The organism is Pseudoalteromonas sp. OOF1S-7, from assembly GCF_022347765.1.
Taxonomy (GTDB): domain Bacteria; phylum Pseudomonadota; class Gammaproteobacteria; order Enterobacterales; family Alteromonadaceae; genus Pseudoalteromonas.
Window position 1 is genome coordinate 550,667 of the sequence record NZ_JAKRFZ010000002.1, and the last position, 16,826, is coordinate 567,492.

The 16,826-nt window shown below is 48.7% G+C and carries 15 protein-coding genes; 9 read left to right on the forward strand and 6 right to left on the reverse strand.

The features are described 5' to 3' along the window. Positions 1 to 1,950 carry a response regulator gene (locus MHN33_RS05030; RefSeq protein WP_239396619.1) on the forward strand — a complete coding sequence of 650 codons (1,950 nt, stop codon included), beginning with the start codon at positions 1 to 3 and terminating at the stop codon, positions 1,948 to 1,950. Positions 1,951 to 2,000: 50 nt separating this feature from the next. On the opposite strand, the gene MHN33_RS05035 is transcribed toward MHN33_RS05030, so the two are convergent. Then, positions 2,001 to 2,561, reverse strand: a complete 561-nt coding sequence (locus MHN33_RS05035; protein WP_125720402.1) for a BON domain-containing protein — start codon at positions 2,559 to 2,561, stop codon at positions 2,001 to 2,003. Positions 2,562 to 2,811: 250 nt separating this feature from the next. Between MHN33_RS05035 and MHN33_RS05040 the strand changes: the two genes are divergently transcribed. From MHN33_RS05040 to MHN33_RS05070, 7 genes are all read left to right on the forward strand, one after another. After that, positions 2,812 to 3,756, forward strand: a complete 945-nt coding sequence (locus MHN33_RS05040; RefSeq protein ID WP_239396621.1) for a mechanosensitive ion channel family protein — start codon at positions 2,812 to 2,814, stop codon at positions 3,754 to 3,756. 148 nt (positions 3,757 to 3,904) lie between these two features. Beyond that, positions 3,905 to 4,351, forward strand: a complete 447-nt coding sequence (locus MHN33_RS05045) for a PA2169 family four-helix-bundle protein (RefSeq protein ID WP_239396623.1) — start codon at positions 3,905 to 3,907, stop codon at positions 4,349 to 4,351. Positions 4,352 to 4,424: 73 nt separating this feature from the next. Continuing rightward, positions 4,425 to 4,595 carry a DUF1328 domain-containing protein gene (locus MHN33_RS05050; RefSeq protein ID WP_239396625.1) on the forward strand — a complete coding sequence of 57 codons (171 nt, stop codon included), beginning with the start codon at positions 4,425 to 4,427 and terminating at the stop codon, positions 4,593 to 4,595. A gap of 43 nt (positions 4,596 to 4,638) precedes the next feature. Next, entirely contained in the window at positions 4,639 to 4,830 is a 192-nt protein-coding gene (locus MHN33_RS05055; protein WP_239396627.1) for a hypothetical protein, read from the forward strand. A gap of 204 nt (positions 4,831 to 5,034) precedes the next feature. Further along, positions 5,035 to 7,221 (forward strand): S9 family peptidase, encoded by a 2,187-nt coding sequence (locus tag MHN33_RS05060; RefSeq protein ID WP_239396629.1) that lies wholly within the window; start codon positions 5,035 to 5,037, stop codon positions 7,219 to 7,221. A gap of 178 nt (positions 7,222 to 7,399) precedes the next feature. Beyond that, positions 7,400 to 7,888, forward strand: coding sequence for a sigma-70 family RNA polymerase sigma factor (locus MHN33_RS05065; RefSeq protein ID WP_239396631.1), 489 nt, complete (start codon positions 7,400 to 7,402; stop codon positions 7,886 to 7,888). Next, a complete protein-coding gene (locus MHN33_RS05070) occupies positions 7,885 to 8,487 on the forward strand; it encodes a hypothetical protein (RefSeq protein ID WP_239396633.1) in 603 nt (200 codons plus the stop codon). Before MHN33_RS05065 ends, MHN33_RS05070 begins: the two co-directional genes overlap by 4 nt. A gap of 58 nt (positions 8,488 to 8,545) precedes the next feature. On the opposite strand, the gene MHN33_RS05075 is transcribed toward MHN33_RS05070, so the two are convergent. Continuing rightward, a complete protein-coding gene (locus tag MHN33_RS05075) occupies positions 8,546 to 9,361 on the reverse strand; it encodes an aminotransferase class IV family protein (protein WP_239396635.1) in 816 nt (271 codons plus the stop codon). 81 nt (positions 9,362 to 9,442) lie between these two features. On the opposite strand from MHN33_RS05075, the gene MHN33_RS05080 reads away from it, so the two are divergent. Next, positions 9,443 to 9,796, forward strand: coding sequence for a MerR family transcriptional regulator (locus MHN33_RS05080; RefSeq protein WP_239396637.1), 354 nt, complete (start codon positions 9,443 to 9,445; stop codon positions 9,794 to 9,796). An 82-nt stretch (positions 9,797 to 9,878) separates the two neighbouring features. Here MHN33_RS05080 and MHN33_RS05085 read toward each other — a convergent pair whose 3' ends face one another. From MHN33_RS05085 to MHN33_RS05100, 4 genes are all read right to left on the reverse strand, one after another. Then, on the reverse strand, positions 9,879 to 10,637 hold the full coding sequence (locus MHN33_RS05085) for an alpha/beta hydrolase (protein WP_239396639.1): 759 nt from the start codon (positions 10,635 to 10,637) through the stop codon (positions 9,879 to 9,881). 52 nt (positions 10,638 to 10,689) lie between these two features. Further along, positions 10,690 to 12,723 carry a S9 family peptidase gene (locus MHN33_RS05090; RefSeq protein ID WP_239396641.1) on the reverse strand — a complete coding sequence of 678 codons (2,034 nt, stop codon included), beginning with the start codon at positions 12,721 to 12,723 and terminating at the stop codon, positions 10,690 to 10,692. Positions 12,724 to 12,861: 138 nt separating this feature from the next. After that, positions 12,862 to 16,125, reverse strand: coding sequence for a type I restriction endonuclease subunit R (locus tag MHN33_RS05095; RefSeq protein WP_239396643.1), 3,264 nt, complete (start codon positions 16,123 to 16,125; stop codon positions 12,862 to 12,864). Positions 16,126 to 16,232: 107 nt separating this feature from the next. Continuing rightward, positions 16,233 to 16,643, reverse strand: coding sequence for a hypothetical protein (locus tag MHN33_RS05100; protein ID WP_239396645.1), 411 nt, complete (start codon positions 16,641 to 16,643; stop codon positions 16,233 to 16,235). Positions 16,644 to 16,826: the final 183 nt, after the last annotated feature.

The following is a 16,826-nucleotide window of genomic DNA, read 5'->3' on the forward strand; positions in this document are numbered from 1 at the left end:
ATGCAACATGCGCAGGTGGTTAAGCTACTGCTGGTAGAAGATGATGAAGACGACTATGTACTGGCACTGGATTACTTACAACAAGTGCCCAACTACCAGTTTGAAGTGACCTGGCTCAGTGAACTCGATGAAGTGCTTCAGGCACTGGAATCTGATCAGTTCGATCTCTGCCTGCTCGATCATCAGCTTGGCGGACATACCGGTCTGACCATTCTTGAAGCCGCCAAAGCGCTGCCCATCAATACCTCGTTTATGATGCTCACAGGCCAGGCTGATGAGGTACTGGACGCCGATGCCCTGGCACTGGGCGCGGAAGACTTCCTGCTTAAATCTGAGATCAGCAGCCCGCGATTTATCCGTGCCATCCGCTACGCCTTATCCCGTCGAGAGCTTGAAAGTGAGCGCCTGGAGCGGCTGCGGGCACAAGCCACCAGTCGCGCCAAAGACCGCTTTCTGGCGCACCTGAGTCACGAGCTACGTACCCCCCTGACCTCTATCATGGGTTATACCGACCTGTTACTGACCCGCCGTGAGCTGGACAATATCAAACCCGAACTGTCGATTATTCACAATAACAGTCAGCATTTGCTAAACCTGCTCAATGACGTGCTGGATTTGTCGAAAATCAATGCCAACAGCCTGCAGGTTGAACTCGACGAGATCTGCCTGGCCTCGTTACTTGCCGATCTGCATAACCTGTTTTCTATAGCTGCTGACAAGAAAGGTATTCAGTTCGCCATTCACACCGACGATTCTTTGCCCGCCTACTTAGAATCTGACGAAAAACGGCTGAAGCAGGTTTTGATTAATCTTGTATACAACGCCATAAAGTTCACGCCGAGTGGTCAGGTGTCAATTCGGGTGCAACCAGCCGCAGAGAGTAAGCTCTGTTTCACCGTTAAAGATACTGGTATAGGTATTCCACAAGATAAGCTGACCCATATTTTTAAACCCTTTGAGCAGGTGCAGGACAGCACAACGCGCAGTGAGGAAGGCGCCGGCCTTGGACTGGCAATCAGTTCAGCCCTGATCCGACTGCTTGGAGGGAGTTTGCAGGTTGAATCAACCGTGGGCAGCGGCAGTACCTTTACCTTTACCATCAAGGCAGGCCAGTGCTCTGGGCGACTTGGTCAGTTAAACCTGCTGGGTACGACCGTTAATCGGCCTTCAGCAAAAATAACGAATTTATCCGGCAAGGTGCTTGTAGTCGAAGATTTACCCGAAATTCGCCAGCTACTGGGGCAGCTCATTACAGCCACCGGTGCCCAGGTCAGCTCTGCTGAAAATGGCAAAGTTGCGTGTGATTTACTCACGCAGGCTGATGCGGATTTTGACCTGGTGTTTATGGACTTACACATGCCGGTATTAAACGGCAAAGACGCCATTGTCAAACTGCGCGCACAGGGCATTAGTACACCGATTATCTCACTGACAGCCGCAGCCCAAAAAGGTAACCTGGCAACCCTCAAAGCCATCGGCTTTAATGACACACTGACTAAGCCCATAAATGTTACTCAGCTTGAATCCTGCTTGCAGGAATATTTATCCGCGCAACCTGCACAAGACACGCTCACCACACAGCCGGGCGATTCACACGCCAAAAACAAGCGGATTTTACTGGTTGAAGATGACCCGGATGCGCGCAACTTAATGAAGCTCTTACTGGAATCATTAGAGTGTGAGGTCATCGCTGCGGGCAGCTGTGCTGAGGGCCTGAATGAGCTGAACAAACACCTTGAATTTGATGTTGTGATGCTGGACCTGAACTTACCCGATGGCTCCGGGCTGGCACTGGTTGCGGCTGTTAATAAGCGCCAGAGCCAGGCCAAACTGGTGGTGGTTAGCGGCAGTGAACCCGACCCTGACGCCCTGCTCTCTTACCCGGTCAGCCAGGTGCTGCTAAAACCCGTTTCACTCCCCGATCTGGCCGCCATTGTGCAAAGCGTATAAAAAAGGCACGCTGTGCGTGCCTGTAAGTCAAGGGAGTAATCTGTGTTGCTTTAAGAGCGTTCATCAACCACAGTCAGCTTGTTGTTAACGCGTTTTACATCGTCTGCATTGGCTGCAATATTCACCACCAACTGCTTCTCGGCGTCTGACTCTACTTCACCGGTGAGCGTGACCGTTTGATTGTCGACATCAACGTCGATGTCGGTACCGCTGATGTCAGTATCGAACAGCAGACGTGTTTTAATCACTGTCGCGATTTTGGCATCGACAAAGTCAGATTCAACATCGCCTTTGTCGTCTTTATCTTTTTTCTCTGGTACCACAGTCAGGCGGTTGTCTACTTCTTTTACACCGTCAATACCAATCACCAGCTCAGTGGCGAGTTTTTTATCAACACTGTGGTCAACTTTACCTGTGAGGATCACCACGCCGTTTTTTACATCTGTATTGATGTCAAACGAATTCAGGTTGCCATTGAACAGTAAAGTGGCTTCGGCTTTACCGTCTATCCAGGCGTCGCTGGCCTCTTTTTCCCACTGATTGTCAGCAGCATTAACCGCAGTAGTTGAAAAAGCCGTCGCAAAAGCCAGTGTTAAAATTGTGCGTTTCATAATCATTCTCCTTGTGGATGAGTTCACTTTCACATTTGCAGCTTACATGCCAGCTGAATTAGCCATTTAAAATCAAAAAGTTAAGCAAATCCCTCTGCCTTTCGCCTGTATCTTTTACATACCGATGTGGAACTATTTACTGGCAATTTCTACACAAGTCGTCGAGCTTTTTACTAACCTATTGAAATTAAACACATCGTTCAATGGCACGCTCCCTGCTGCTATCACCAGATACAAATAAGGAGGCGTTATGTCATTTACATTTACCCCACAAGAGTTCTGGTCGCTGATCAATGAAAAGCTCGTCCACTGGGCCGAACTTACGATTAAGAATTTGCCAAACCTGGTCATAGCAACACTCATTTTTATTGTGTTTGTGTTCCTCTCTAAATTCCTCGCTCGTTGGCTGCTGACTTTACTGAAACGCTTATTTGAGTCCAATCAGATTGCCGGATTGATTGCGGGGATCTGCCGCATGGTCCTGGTTGCAATAGGATTTTTCTTTGCGCTGGACATCATGGGGCTGTCAAAAGCGGTGGCTTCTTTACTTGCCGGTGCCGGCATCATAGGTTTGGCCATTGGTTTTGCCTTTCAGGATATGACCGAAAACATGATAGCCGGGGTCGTGATGGGTATTCGCAAACCTTTTCGGGTTGGTGATGTTGTAGAGGCCGGCGACACCTTCGGCACAGTCCGACGTATCAATCTACGTAATACCTTAATTGAGAACTTTTATGGTCAGCTGGCCATCGTGCCCAACAAGATCCTGTTTAAAAATGAATTGATCAATTACTCACGCCTGGCCACCCGACGTATTGAAATAGAAGTTGGGATCTCTTATGCCGATGATATTGAGCAGGCCGAGTCTGTGATTGTGGAAGCAATAAATGCGCTGGATGGCGTTGTAAAGCAACACGAAACCGATGTCTATGCCTGCGGGTTTGGCGACAGCTCTATCAATTTACTGGTGTGGTTCTGGATTGACTATCCGGGGGAGATTGGCTTTATGCAGATGCGCCATAAAGCCATTATTGCAATCCATAAAACCCTGGAAGAAAACGACATTCTTATCCCCTTTCCTATCCGTACGCTGGATTTTAATGCCAAGGGCGGTGCCAATCTGGAAGACATGCAAATCAATATGCGCCAGCGAGCACACAAGCAGCAAAGTGAGAAAGAAGTACAGAACAGTTAAGCGTAAAAGTTACAGACACACGGTAAAGCTTGCATCGCCCGTTCAACTGAAAACACTTAAACATCTGATGTTAAACACATTTAAATCTGGTACGGGCCATGCATCAGTCCAAGTATCGAACTAAAGCAATCTAGTAAGGAGTTACACTATGTCACATTCAAACTACGAAATGGCGCCTTTGAAGGAATTAGTGAAGGTGCTCAATGGTGGGGTGGAATTTTACAAAGACGCCAAGGAGAAAGTGGACGATGAGCATATCAGTGCCATTTTCAACACGATGATCACTGAAAAGGTACAAGCTATCTCGAAGCTGCAAACCTATGTGCTGATTGATGAAGGCGAGCGCGAAACTGACTCAGACACCTTGGTTACGCTGCGTGAACATTACACTAAAGTGCTGGGTGTTTTGAGTACCGACAAAACACACACCTACATCGCGCAGCTTGAAGAAGTCGAAGACAAGGTGCTGGAAAAAGTAGCCGATGCGTTGGAGCAGGCACTACCGCCTCAGTGTGTTCAGGATCTAAGGCAAATCCAGGTTCGCATGCAGGCCTGCCACAATGAAATGAAAACATTGCAGAAGCTGACCGCATAGTAGTGATGATCACCGCTTTATTGATGACGCAGGGCCAGGGCCCTGCTTGATTAAACACCAACAGGAGGTTCACATGTTACGTTGGTCACTTGGATTTTTAGTCCTTGCACTGATCAGTGCCATCTTAGGCTTTGGGGGCATCGCCGGCACCGCTGCAGGCATTGCACAGATACTATTCTTTGTGTTTATTGCTCTGGTTTTGCTGTCGTTTGTGCTGCCTGTGATTAAAAAACCAAACGCATAGCAGTCACAAATAACCCAGTTTGAATTTTATTAAGGAGCTCATTATGAACCACATTATTACTGCACTTCAGACCACTTTTTTTATCACCATTTTAGGTCTGGCTGGTTGTTCTGACGGCCCGGCAGAAGACGCTGGCGAGCGCGTAGACGAAGCCATCACAGACGTTCAAAACAAGGCCGAAGATTTGTGTGAAAAAGCCAAAGAAAACCTTAATGCAGAAAACGAAAACTGCTAACAGCAGGGCATGCCAGCTCATAACAGAGCTGGCCCCTTCGTCCCTTTTCAACTATCCGCGAAACTACCCCGCTTATCTCAGCCCTTTTGTACTTTTGTTTCGGATGTGATTACAATCCGACAACAATCAAGTTATTTACATTTTGGGCACCTGCTCACATTACTGACCAACCGGTATACACCCCGAGTGTCAAAAAGGACAAACATGAGAACAATTAAACTAAGCACCATTGCCGGTGCGGTTTTGCTGGCAAGCGCGTGCAGTCAGATGACATCAACACAGAATGTACAAACCCAAACAACGCACAGCACAGACACCCAGGCTAACCAGCAACAGGTCCAGCCACCTGTCGCTCAAAAAATACCTCATGTAACCCAGATCCATGGCTATAAGCTGGTCGATAATTATCACTGGCTGCGTGATGACACGCGCAGCTCAGCTCAGGTATTGTCTCACCTGGAGCAGGAAAACCACTACGCCGATGCAAAACTGGCACCTATTGACACGCTACGCAGTACTCTGTTCGAAGAAATAAAAAATAAAATCGCCAAAGACGATCGCAGCGTGCCGCACAAACGCGGTGACTATTACTATTTCAGTGAAGTCAAGGGCGATCAGGAGTACCGTACTTACTATCGAAGCAAACACGCCGATGGCAGCGAAGCCGCGGAGATTTTTAACGCTAATGAACGCGCTGAAGGTCAATCGTATTACGGCCTGGGTGCACTGAGCGTAAGCCCGGATGGTAAACTCATCGCGTTTGCTGAAGATACGCTCAGCCGCCGTATCTATACGGTCAGCGTTAAAAACCTGGCAACCGGTGAGATATACACAGATAAGCTCGAAGGCGCTGCGGATAGCATCGAGTGGGGCAATGACAACCGCAGTATTTACTACATTAAAAAAGACCCGGTTACTTTGCTCGGTTTCCAGGTCTATCGTCACGTATTAGGTCAGGACCAGTCGCAGGATGAACTGGTTTACGAAGAAAAAGACAATACGTACTACACTTATCTGGCCAAAAGCAAAGACGGCAGCGAAGTCCATATCGTCCACCATGCGACAGAAGCCAAAGGGCTCTCTATCCTCGATGCCAATAATCCTAAGGCTAAACCACAACGTCTGCTGCCACGTACCAAAGGCCATGAATACAGCCTGCTTAAGCAGGGCGACTTCTATTTTATTTACACCAACGACAATGCCGTCAATTTTAAGCTCATGAAAGCCCACAAAAATGACGTAACGGACAAAGGTAAGTGGAAAACCATCATTGCACATAACCCGGATGCCAAGCTGGAAGGCGTGGAGCTGTTTAATGATCACCTGGTGTATCAGTCTCGCGTTGAAGGCATAGGTACACTGAATGTGTTGAGTCTGAAAACCCAAAAGCACCAGACACTGACCTTTAACGATCCCGCCTATATGGCCTCACTAACAGGCAATCACGAATTAGGCAGCCAGTTTGTTCGGGTTAGCTATCAGAGCATGACCACGCCTAAAACCATTTATGACATTGACCTGAACACACTGGAAAAAACGCAGCGTAAACAAACTAAGGTTCTGGGCGACTTCAATGCCGATGACTACGCTTCCGAGCGCTTGTTTATTGAAGCCAGAGACGGGGTCAAGGTGCCTGTGACGCTGGTCTATAAAAAGTCGATGTTCAAAAAGGACGGCACGAACCCGCTATTGCAATATGGCTATGGTTCGTACGGCTCAACCCGTGACCCTTATTTCCGAGTCAGCACCCTGAGCTTGCTGGACCGTGGCTTTGTGTATGCCATTGCGCATATTCGTGGCTCGCAGGCACTGGGCAGACCTTGGTATGAGGACGGTAAAAAGCTTAATAAAAAGAATACCTTTAATGACTTTATTGATGTCACCAAGGCTCTGGTTAAGTCAGGTTATGGCGACTCTGAACGTCTCTATGCCCGTGGCGGCAGCGCCGGTGGCCTGTTGATGGGCGCGGTGATCAATCAGGCGCCTGAACTGTATCACGGTGTGCACTCTGCGGTCCCTTTTGTGGATGTGATCAATACCATGCTGGACGATTCACTGCCACTGACCACCAATGAATACGATGAGTGGGGCAACCCAAATGACAAGGTCTACTTCGACTATATGCGTTCTTATTCTCCGTACGATCAGGTGAGCGCGCAGAACTACCCCAACATGCTGGTCACCACGGGCCTGCATGACTCTCAGGTACAGTACTTTGAGCCAGCCAAATGGGTGGCCAAGCTACGCGAGTATAAGACGGACGACAACACTTTGCTGCTAAAAACCGATATGGAAGCCGGACATGGTGGCGCATCGGGCCGCTTTAAGCGCATCAATGATATTGCGCTGAGCTATGGTTTTATCATTGGCCTGGCTGAAGGGAAACTCTAGCACGCTCGATACAATCATCCCCGGCTGGTCAACCGGGGGACATGCCATAACCCATATCTGAAGTTATGGCATACCACCCCACCCTTAAATTCACCGCACTTTTTTTGACAGGTTGTGACACATTCAGGTCCTGAACACAACTAACCTAATAACATCAACAACAAAAAGCAGGGACAAAGTGAACACCCAACCTTCATTCGAACACATGCTCGCTGAGAACGACGGGCGAATACGGTACATTGCTTCACGCTATGGTGGCCCGGGTGAGCGCGATGATATGTATCAGGAGATCCTACTGCAATTGTGGCGCAGCTATGAAAGCTTTTCAGGGCACGCATCAATCGGCACCTGGGTGTATAAAGTGGCGCTCAACACTGCCAATTCATTTGTCAAAAACAGAATCAAGCACAACGACCTCCGGCATTCGATATCGAGACACGTTGAGCTGCAATCAGAAGCTGAGCACACAGGCTGCCAGGCCGATATTCTGACGCAGTTTATGGATCAACTGGGTGATATTGATGTGGGTGTCCTCATCATGTACCTGGACGGGCTCAAATCTGAGGATATTGCAGAAGTCCTGGGGATAAGCGATAACGCAGTGCGCTCGCGAATAAAACGCATTAAACGTGAGTTTGAACAAAACTTTGTAGGAGATGAGCCATGAAACTGGATGATCTAAAGCACAACTTTGAGCAGCAAATTGCAGACAGCAGCGCGGAAGCACAGCTGGCGTTGCAAGTTGACGAACTGAAAGCCAAAACAAAAAAGTATCAGCGCGATATTAAAATGCGTGATTTTATGGAAATCTCCATTTCATTGCTGCTTATCCCGGTCTGGCTGTACGGCCTGACTATCAGTGCTAACTGGGTCCAGTCTTCAGGCTGTATTCTGGCGACGCTAACGAGCCTGTATATTCCGTACAAATTGCTAAAAGCCCGACGCCTGCTCCCTTGCAAAGAAGACAGTATCCGTGCGTATTTACACCAGGAGCAGCAAAGACTTGCTCAGCAAAAGCAACTACTGGAGAACATTGTGTGGTGGTACATAGCACCGATTTTTATCAGTGTCATGTTGATCACGCTGGGCGCCAATATGGATGATGAAGGTGTTATTCAACTCAAGCCACACATGCAATTGTATTACTTGCTCGTACTGCTTGGTATGGTGGGGATCTACTTTTGGAATAGACGCGCCGCCAGGAAAAGGTTTGGACCTTTGCTTGAACGCGTCGAACAGCAGCTGAATGAACTGAATGACGAATAAACACATTTCGCAGTGCATCATTGAGCCCCGAAATGCCGTCGCAACGGGGCTCAGCGCACTAGATTGCCCGAGCAGGTTCCACCTGATATGCCTGATGAAGTAGCGTGCGCAAAGGCTCAGACTCTCTCAGCTTATGCCCCGAAATTTCTGCCACCGCCACACCCGGTGTCCAGGAGTTCATCACCACAGCCCCGCGCAGCGATGGCAAGCTCGCCAATGTCACAGGCTCGGTTCGCTGCGCGATGTTAAGCAGCCGTAGTTGCCGTTGTACCATACTCATCATGGTACCTTGCAGTTTTGGAGCCTGTGGCCAAATTACCGCTTCACCGTCCCAAAAGGCCAGATTCCAGATGGTCCCTTCGCTCAGATAACCTTTCTTATCTGTGAACACTGCATCTTCATAGCCCTGCTCTACCGCCCTGTGGAGATAGTAAGTTTTACTGATCTCACCGACATGCTTAATCTCAGGCAACGGCCGACTATATTCCGTGGCCAGCAGTTTCAGCGGCCCGGTAGGTCCATTTGCAGGCGCGCCTGTACGCACCAAAATCTCTGGTTGGCCATTCATACTGGCAGGGGTAAACTCTCCATGGGTCGAGTGCACAGTCACGGTCAAAGAAGCGTCTTTGTCCGATACAGCCATCGCAGCGCGAACTGAATCCAGAATGTCAGCGTCAGGCCGCGCTTGTCCAAACAACGCCACCGACGCATTGCGTAACCTGTCCAGATGCAAGTCCATGCCTTTTACCATACCATCTCGTACCTGCATGGCGGTAAAATGTGCAAAGCCGGCAAAGGCCAGGCGACTCATCTGTGACTCTTGAATTATCCGGCCATTAAGTACAGTTTGCGGTGTAAAAGTGTGTTCATTCATACAATTAACTCCCAGTTTGAATGCATTGATGGAAGCCAGTACTATAAACCCTGACAGCACTGTGAGAGTCAAGAGAACATAATGAAAATTGGGGAAATATCGAAACAATCGGGGATCAGCATACGCATGCTGCGCTACTACGAAGAGCAGGGCTTGCTTCATCCCGGGCGCACCCAGTCAGGCTATCGTGATTACAACCCAAAGGATATACAAACACTGACACGCATCCAGCTATTAAGCGCTGCAGGGATGACACTCAATACCATTTTACAGTTCCTGCCCTGTATTCGTGGTGACAGGCCCATTTTTGAGCCCTGCGACGAACTTCGAACCCTGTTGCACCGTGAAATAAAAGCGGTTGAAGAACAATCGGCACGACTGGTCGAGAGTAAAGCAATACTTAGTCGATTTTTAGAGGAAATTGAGCAAGGGTGAATATATCCTCTGCCATGTACTAGCAAAAGTGCAATGGTTTAATTTTCGATATCAAAATCCAGCTGCACTTTCTATCAGCCCGTCACGCTTTTTGCAATTGAGGACACGAGTCTCCAGCCAGGTGCAGGTGAACAAGCAGCGTGATCTTATCCTTCAACCAGCCAGGACCAAAGTCGGCGATATCATCATGGCGCGCTTTGGGAATGGTCACCACACAGCTGCCAAACTCAGCTTGCTCCGCCTCACTGGGTAACACACCCGGGTCTGCCGGAAAATCGCTGGCGCGTATCGACAACACTTTGATCGCTTTGGTTTTTGGCAGCGGTACACGGCGGTGGTCTAAGGTAATGATCTGTTTTACATAGGGCTCGCCTTGATTGCCCAGCCAGGCAGCAATATCACCGCCATTGGAGTGGCCAACCAAAGTTAAATGATTAAAATCGTACCCGGTTATAGTGCTTTGCAATTCATCGTGTAAAAACGCCAGTGTTTTTGCTCCGCGCAGCCAGTTTTCGCTGCGCGTTTCAAACAAATTACCAGAGACAGACAGCGGCGGATCGCCCGGCAACTCATGTCCGATTGCAACCACCAGATACCCGTGTTTATTCAGCACCTTGGCCAAAAAGGTGTAATCGGTATGCGACATACCGTAACCCGCACCGAGAAACGCCACCGGACAAGGGGCTTTTTCACTGCATTGTGTGTGAGATTCCGGGTAAGTGATCTCAACCGGAATGGCCCTGTCACGGGCTTTATCGTAAACACTGGCAGGTTGAACATCGGCTGCTGCTGTACTCAGCCAGCAGGCAGCTACCAGACCAAATCCTTTTAAAAACTTCATTAAAACTCCTGAACTACATCGTTAAAAAAAGCCGCATTGCGCGGCTTTTCTATTATTTTTTATATTTTTCGAACCACGCGAGCGTGTGTTCTATTTTACTGATCATCCGCGAAGGACGCCCGGCGATACCATGTGGTGCGCCTGGAATTTTCACCAGCACGGAGTCAATTTTACGATGTTTCAGTGCCTGATAAAACTGCTCTGTTTCAGCCATTGGGGTACGCAAGTCTTCTTCGCCCGTCATCAGCATAGTCGGTGTAGTGACATTACCTACCAGAGACAGCGGCGAGCGCTCCCAGTAATGGTCAACGTGCTCCCACGGCATCCCCGGGAACTGAGTGGGGATCTGCACCAGGCCACTGTCGGCCGTCAGTACTTTACTTAACCAGTTGATCACCGGCTTAACCACGACAGCGGCGTTAAAGCGATCAGTCAGGCCAATGGCATACGCCGTGGCAATTCCACCCGCTGAGCCACCGGCGATAAACAGGTTATTCTGGTCGATAAAGCCTTTGGCAATCATGGCGTCTACGCCCGAGTTGTGGTCGGCAAAGTCTTCTTTTGAGCTGTACTTGTATTTGAGCAACATCGCAAAGCGCTCACCATATGAGCTACTGCCCCGGTGATTATCGTAAAACACCACGTAACCCTGAGCGGCATAGCGCTGTAGCTCGGCCGAGAAGTGTGGGCCATAAGCCAGGTGTGGACCACCGTGGATCTCCATCAACAGCGGGTACTTTTTACTCGGATCAAAATCCGGCGGCGTGATATACCAGCCCTGGATGGGTTCACCATCAAACGACGATTTATAAGTGATCTCATGCACTTTACCCAGTGTTTTGTGCCCCAGTAAGTCTTCATTCAGCGCGGTCAGCGGCTTGACCTTGCCCTTACTGGTTGTCACGGCCACATCCGCAGGACGCGAGCCTGAGCCTTTGGTAAAGGCGATTTCACCATCAAAGTTAGCGCTGAACTGACCGCTCAGATAGGGGCGCCCCAGCGTGGTGCCCGACAGCGTATCGGTCAGATCTTTAATTTTGCCTTTAGTGGTAATGGTAGCCAGCTTGCGCATACCGTGGTCGTCATAGGCGACGGCCAGCTTAGCGCTGCCTATCCAGCTTGGGCTTTGGATTGAACGGTCAAAGTCTTTCGCAATCATGCGAGATTGCTTGCTTTGCCAGTTCATAATGTTCAGTTTGTGATTGCGGTACGGGTTCAGCTCGCCTGATGAGCTCAAAAACGCCAGCTGCTTGCCATTTTCCGAAAAGCTCGGAGAGTGCTCACGACCCGGTGCATTGGTCAACTGTGTGATCTTACCTGCAAAATCAACCTCAAACAGATCGCCCTCTAAGCGTTTATATTCCCAGTCAGCAATGCGGTTAGCCGAGAATACAATCCCCTTGGAGTCGCTGCGCCAGGCCAGTTTACCGCTGTGGTGATAGTTACCTGAAGTCAGCTGACGAGGCGTGCCGCCTTCACTTGGCAACACAAAGATCTGCCTAAACCCTGGCTTAACCAGACCGCGCCCATCCGCCTGATAGTAGGCTTTATCGATCACAATCGCCGACTCTGACCACTGCGCCCCTTTAGGCTTGGCAGGCATTTTGGCAATCACCGCCGGCTTTTCTTCTACTTTCTGGCTGAAAGCCAGCCATTTACCATCTGGCGACCAGGTTAAATCACTGATCCCAGACTGTAACTGAGTCAGCAAAGCCGTGCGGTTTTGCGCGATATAATGCACATGCACCTGAGTGCTACCAGACACATCGCTCAGAAAGGCAACTTTACTGCCATCGGGCGACCAGCGTGGCTGGTAGTAACGGTTTTCGTCTGAGAACAACGGAGACTGTGCGCCGGTTTTGGCATCCACCAGCCACAGGTTTTGTCTTTTGGCGTCTTTCATTACATCGTTGCTGTTACGCACGTACACCACTTGCTCACCATTGGGCGATATTTGTGGGTCGCTTGCATACTCCAGCTCAAAAATATCCTCAGCCTGTAACCCGGCATTCGCCTGCGCCAGTACGGGTAATGTTGCAAACGCCAGCAAGGAGCATTGCAAAGTACGTTTCAGTCCAAAAGGCATAAACAGCCTCCTATTGTTGTCGTTTTAATAAGAGCCACATAGTTATGCAGTGCGCCACAGATGTCACTTGATACGCGATAAAAGCAGATAAAAACCCGATGTGTTATAAGGTCACACTGTTAATGGGCTTTCTGGCAATCAGTTATACCAGCCATCAGCCAGCACCTCGGCTTGTTCAAGCACGAGTTTTATCGCCTCTTCGGCCATATTTGGCGGATATTTCCAGCGTCGCAGTAAACGACGCACCAGGTTGCGCATTCTTGCGCGAACACTTTCGCGTTTTTGCCAATCAACCGTTGCTGATTTACGTAGTTGTTGCGTCAGTTCAATGGCCAGTTGACGCAGGTTATCGTCGCCCAGCGTTCTTACAGACGCTTCATTGGTTACCAGTGCCCGGTAAAATGCAATTTCATCGGTTGACAAGTTCAGCTTATCCATCATCTCGCTGTCCGCCTGCATTTCTTTGGCCCACTGGATCAGCTCTTCAATGACCTGAGCGGTTTCGATATTGCGGTTATGGTACTTTTGCAGTGTCGACATGATACGGTCAGAATACTTTTTCTCCTGCACCACATCGTTTTTCATCCGTGCTTTTATCTCATCCCGCAACAATTTTTCAAGCAGTTCAACGGCCAGGTTTTTCTCCTTCATATGCTTTACATCTTCAAGGAATTCTTCTGATAGTAACCCTATGTTCGGCTTATCTAACCCGACCGTTTTAAAGATGTCATCAACGCCATCAGCCACAATGGCGTTATTGAGGATCTGCCTCAGAGCAGAATTGCGTAGCTCGTCATTACGTTTTTTGTCTACGGTAGAGTGCTTTAAGAAGGCTGTTTTTATCGCACCATAAAAAGCAATTTCACTCTTATATCCGCCCACCTCATCCAAGGTATTACACAAAGAAAACGCTTTCATCAATGCCGCCATCACATCCAGGAATCGGCGTTTACCATCACGGACTTCCTCGCCTTTGCCGTTGCGATTACAGAGCCCTGAAATATGGTTTACAGCGCCCGGAAGCAGTTGCAGCGGTTTGGTTTCAAAGTCCGGACGATAATGAAAGACGGCCCCATCCACTGGGGTGGCAAACATACCACGGATGATATCGACTTTTTCCATAAAGACAGCAAAAGCTTCGGCGGTATCCACGGTTGGCTTGCCTTTACCCTGGCTGTGGGTATAGGTCTTAAGCGCATTTTTAAGCTCATTGGCAATCCCAATATAGTCAACCACCAAGCCGCCGGGTTTATCCTTAAACACCCGGTTCACACGCGCTATCGCCTGCATCAGGTTATGGCCTTTCATTGGCTTGTCGATATACATGGTATGGCAGCAAGGCGCATCAAAACCGGTTAGCCACATATCACGGACAATCACCAGTTGCAGCTCATCACTGGTGTCTTTATAGCGTTTTTCGAATAGCTTCTTGGTTTTTTTATCATGAATGTGAGGCTGCATTTTGGCTTTGTCGGCAGCGCTGCCTGTCATCACAATTTTGATTACGCCTTTGTTTGGATCATCGTTATGCCACTGGGGTTTGATGGCCACAATGGCATCGTATAAATCCACACAAATCTCGCGGCTCATGGCAACGACCATCGCCTTGCCCGGAAAAGTTTCACAGCGGGTGGTAAAATGCGCGACCAAATCCTGGGCAACTTGCTCAATGCGTGGTTGCGCACCAACCAGTTTTTCAAGTGCTGACCACTGTGATTTTATTTTCTCACGACTTTGCGTTTCTTCGTCTTCGCCTATTTCTTCTTCAACCTGACTGTTAAGCGCTTCAATTTTATCCTGATTAATATCGAGTTTGGCCAAGCGAGATTCGTAGTAAATGGGCACGGTAGCGCCATCATCCACCGCATCCTGAATATCGTAAACAGACACATACTCTCCAAACACACCCCGGGTGTCTTTGTCATCTTGCGCAATCGGCGTGCCCGTAAAGCCAATAAAAGCGGCATTCGGCAGCGCGTCACGCATGTACTTGGAGTAGCCATACACATAACGCTGAGCTACCACATTGCCATTGTCGTCTTTCACATCAACAAGGCGCGCTTTATTGCCGTACTGGCTGCGGTGCGCCTCGTCAGACACCACCACGATATTCGAGCGCTCCGAGAGCACCGGATGTGCCATTTCTTCATCGAGCAGCGCAAATTTTTGTACCGTCGTAAAGATGATGCCACCGGACTGCCGATTGAGTAGTAAATCGCGCAATGAGTCGCGGTCTTCTGCCTGTTGCGGGATTTGCTTGAGGGTTTCCTGCGCCATCGTAAAGGTGTTAAATAGCTGGCCGTCGAGGTCATTGCGGTCTGTCACCACCACTAAGGTTGGGTTATTCATCTGTGCTTGTTGCAGCAATTTACTGGCGTAGCAGACCATCGAAATGCTTTTTCCACTGCCCTGGGTGTGCCACACCACGCCCGCTTTTTTGCTTCCGGGCACCACGGTATTGGCATAATTTGCCCGTGGCTCGGTGATTTGGTCAGCGGCTGTGGCCGCAATAACCGTCGCTTTTACCGCAGCACGCACGGCATGGAATTGATGATAACCCGCAATTTTTTTGATGATGGTGCCTGTGGCCGAATCGCCCTGACCGCCCTCGTTTTCGAACAGCACAAAGTAACGAATATAATCAAGCAACAGCTCTGGCTTAAAAAAGCCCCGCACCAGGGTTTCCAGCTGAAATTCCAGTAGTGGTTTATCGTCTTCACTCTCTATGGTCTTCCAGGGCAAAAAGCGCTCTTTGTTCGCGGTCAGCGAGCCTACTCGTGCCGTCCAGCCATCAGAAATAACCAGCGCCTCGTTGAACACAAAAAGGTCAGCAATCTCTTCTTTGTAAGTCTGAATTTGATTGTAGGCATGCCAAATATCGGCGTGATCATCGGCTGGGTTTTTGAGTTCAATTACCGCCAGCGGCAAGCCATTGATAAACACCACCACATCAGGGCGACGATTGCCTTTGGTGCCCGAGATAGTAAACTGATTGACCACTAAAAATTCGTTATGCTCGGGGTTATCAAAATCAATTAACCGGACATGCGTATGTTTAGTCACCCGCTGATCGTGCTCCAGTACCGAGTATTCAACGGGCACCCCCTCAATGAGGTATTGGTGAAACGCTTTGTTGTTTTTAATCAAAACTGGCGTTTGCGCTGTGGCGACCGTTTTCGCCACTTCGATTAAGGTGTCATGCGGTACAATGGGGTTTAAGGTTTCCAGCGCCGCCACTAACCGCGCCACAAGCAAGACCTGCTGATAGTTTTCACGTTCCGGGGCGCCCGTGGCTGGATGAACCGGACCATCCGGTGCCAAATCATAGCCGTTTTGGTATTGATACCCTAACGCTTGAAACCAGTCGAGACATTGTTGTTCTAGTTGGTCTTCTGTGATCATTAACCCTTTATCCTTATTATTTATTCCATGCGCTCTTAATCAGCCGCCCGGTTTGAAGATTGCCAATCTACGTTGACTCGATTTCGCCAAAAAGCGAGTTAGCAGATTTATTCTTTTAATAACCTTTGTTTCAAAGCCAGTTCTTTATTCAGAACCTGAAAGTGCATGTCCGATACTCCAAAAGCAGCAAGAAAATGTTTCAGTCGAACTCTCAAAGCATCAGTAATCGGGGGAAGCCAACTTTTTTCGAAACCTGGAATGACTAATCGCAAGTGTATCGTCACATCGCTCCAGGAAATTTGCTGAAATTGAGCGGGTAGTTCTTGCCCTATATTTGGGTGTCGGCCTAATTTAGTTGCTATCAATACAGTTAAGCTGTCGACCAGTTTCGTATAGATTTCTTGTAAGTTTTTATTGAAATCTTTAGCGTTTGATGGATTGGAAAACGAAGATTTGGCTTCAACTAAAACAAGCTTGCCCCCTGTCGGTGGGATCCATAAAAACTCTACCGGCTTCACATTTCCGGGAAGAAACTTTGAATCTTCTATTTGATATACTGAATCTTCCTCAAATGGGCGTTGTTTCCTAAATCATTGAACTAATCTTGCCTTGTGTGATCAGATCTAAAAAGCAAACACCGAGACTGAACTTTGAAAGAAAAGCGTATCACTAACTGGCGTGATTACAATAAAGCTCTTATC

What these genes read in the sequence shown, in the direction of transcription:
- MHN33_RS05045 (WP_239396623.1), top strand. Translation starts at nt 3,905, where the DNA reads ATGTCACATTCAAACTACGAAATGGCGCCTTTGAAGGAATTAGTGAAG.
- MHN33_RS05095 (WP_239396643.1), bottom strand. Translation starts at nt 16,125, where the DNA reads ATGATCACAGAAGACCAACTAGAACAACAATGTCTCGACTGGTTTCAA.
- MHN33_RS05085 (WP_239396639.1), bottom strand. Translation starts at nt 10,637, where the DNA reads ATGAAGTTTTTAAAAGGATTTGGTCTGGTAGCTGCCTGCTGGCTGAGT.
- MHN33_RS05040 (WP_239396621.1), top strand. Translation starts at nt 2,812, where the DNA reads ATGTCATTTACATTTACCCCACAAGAGTTCTGGTCGCTGATCAATGAA.
- MHN33_RS05075 (WP_239396635.1), bottom strand. Translation starts at nt 9,361, where the DNA reads ATGAATGAACACACTTTTACACCGCAAACTGTACTTAATGGCCGGATA.
- MHN33_RS05090 (WP_239396641.1), bottom strand. Translation starts at nt 12,723, where the DNA reads ATGCCTTTTGGACTGAAACGTACTTTGCAATGCTCCTTGCTGGCGTTT.
- MHN33_RS05030 (WP_239396619.1), top strand. Translation starts at nt 1, where the DNA reads ATGCAACATGCGCAGGTGGTTAAGCTACTGCTGGTAGAAGATGATGAA.
- MHN33_RS05050 (WP_239396625.1), top strand. Translation starts at nt 4,425, where the DNA reads ATGTTACGTTGGTCACTTGGATTTTTAGTCCTTGCACTGATCAGTGCC.
- MHN33_RS05070 (WP_239396633.1), top strand. Translation starts at nt 7,885, where the DNA reads ATGAAACTGGATGATCTAAAGCACAACTTTGAGCAGCAAATTGCAGAC.
- MHN33_RS05055 (WP_239396627.1), top strand. Translation starts at nt 4,639, where the DNA reads ATGAACCACATTATTACTGCACTTCAGACCACTTTTTTTATCACCATT.
- MHN33_RS05060 (WP_239396629.1), top strand. Translation starts at nt 5,035, where the DNA reads ATGAGAACAATTAAACTAAGCACCATTGCCGGTGCGGTTTTGCTGGCA.
- MHN33_RS05035 (WP_125720402.1), bottom strand. Translation starts at nt 2,561, where the DNA reads ATGAAACGCACAATTTTAACACTGGCTTTTGCGACGGCTTTTTCAACT.
- MHN33_RS05080 (WP_239396637.1), top strand. Translation starts at nt 9,443, where the DNA reads ATGAAAATTGGGGAAATATCGAAACAATCGGGGATCAGCATACGCATG.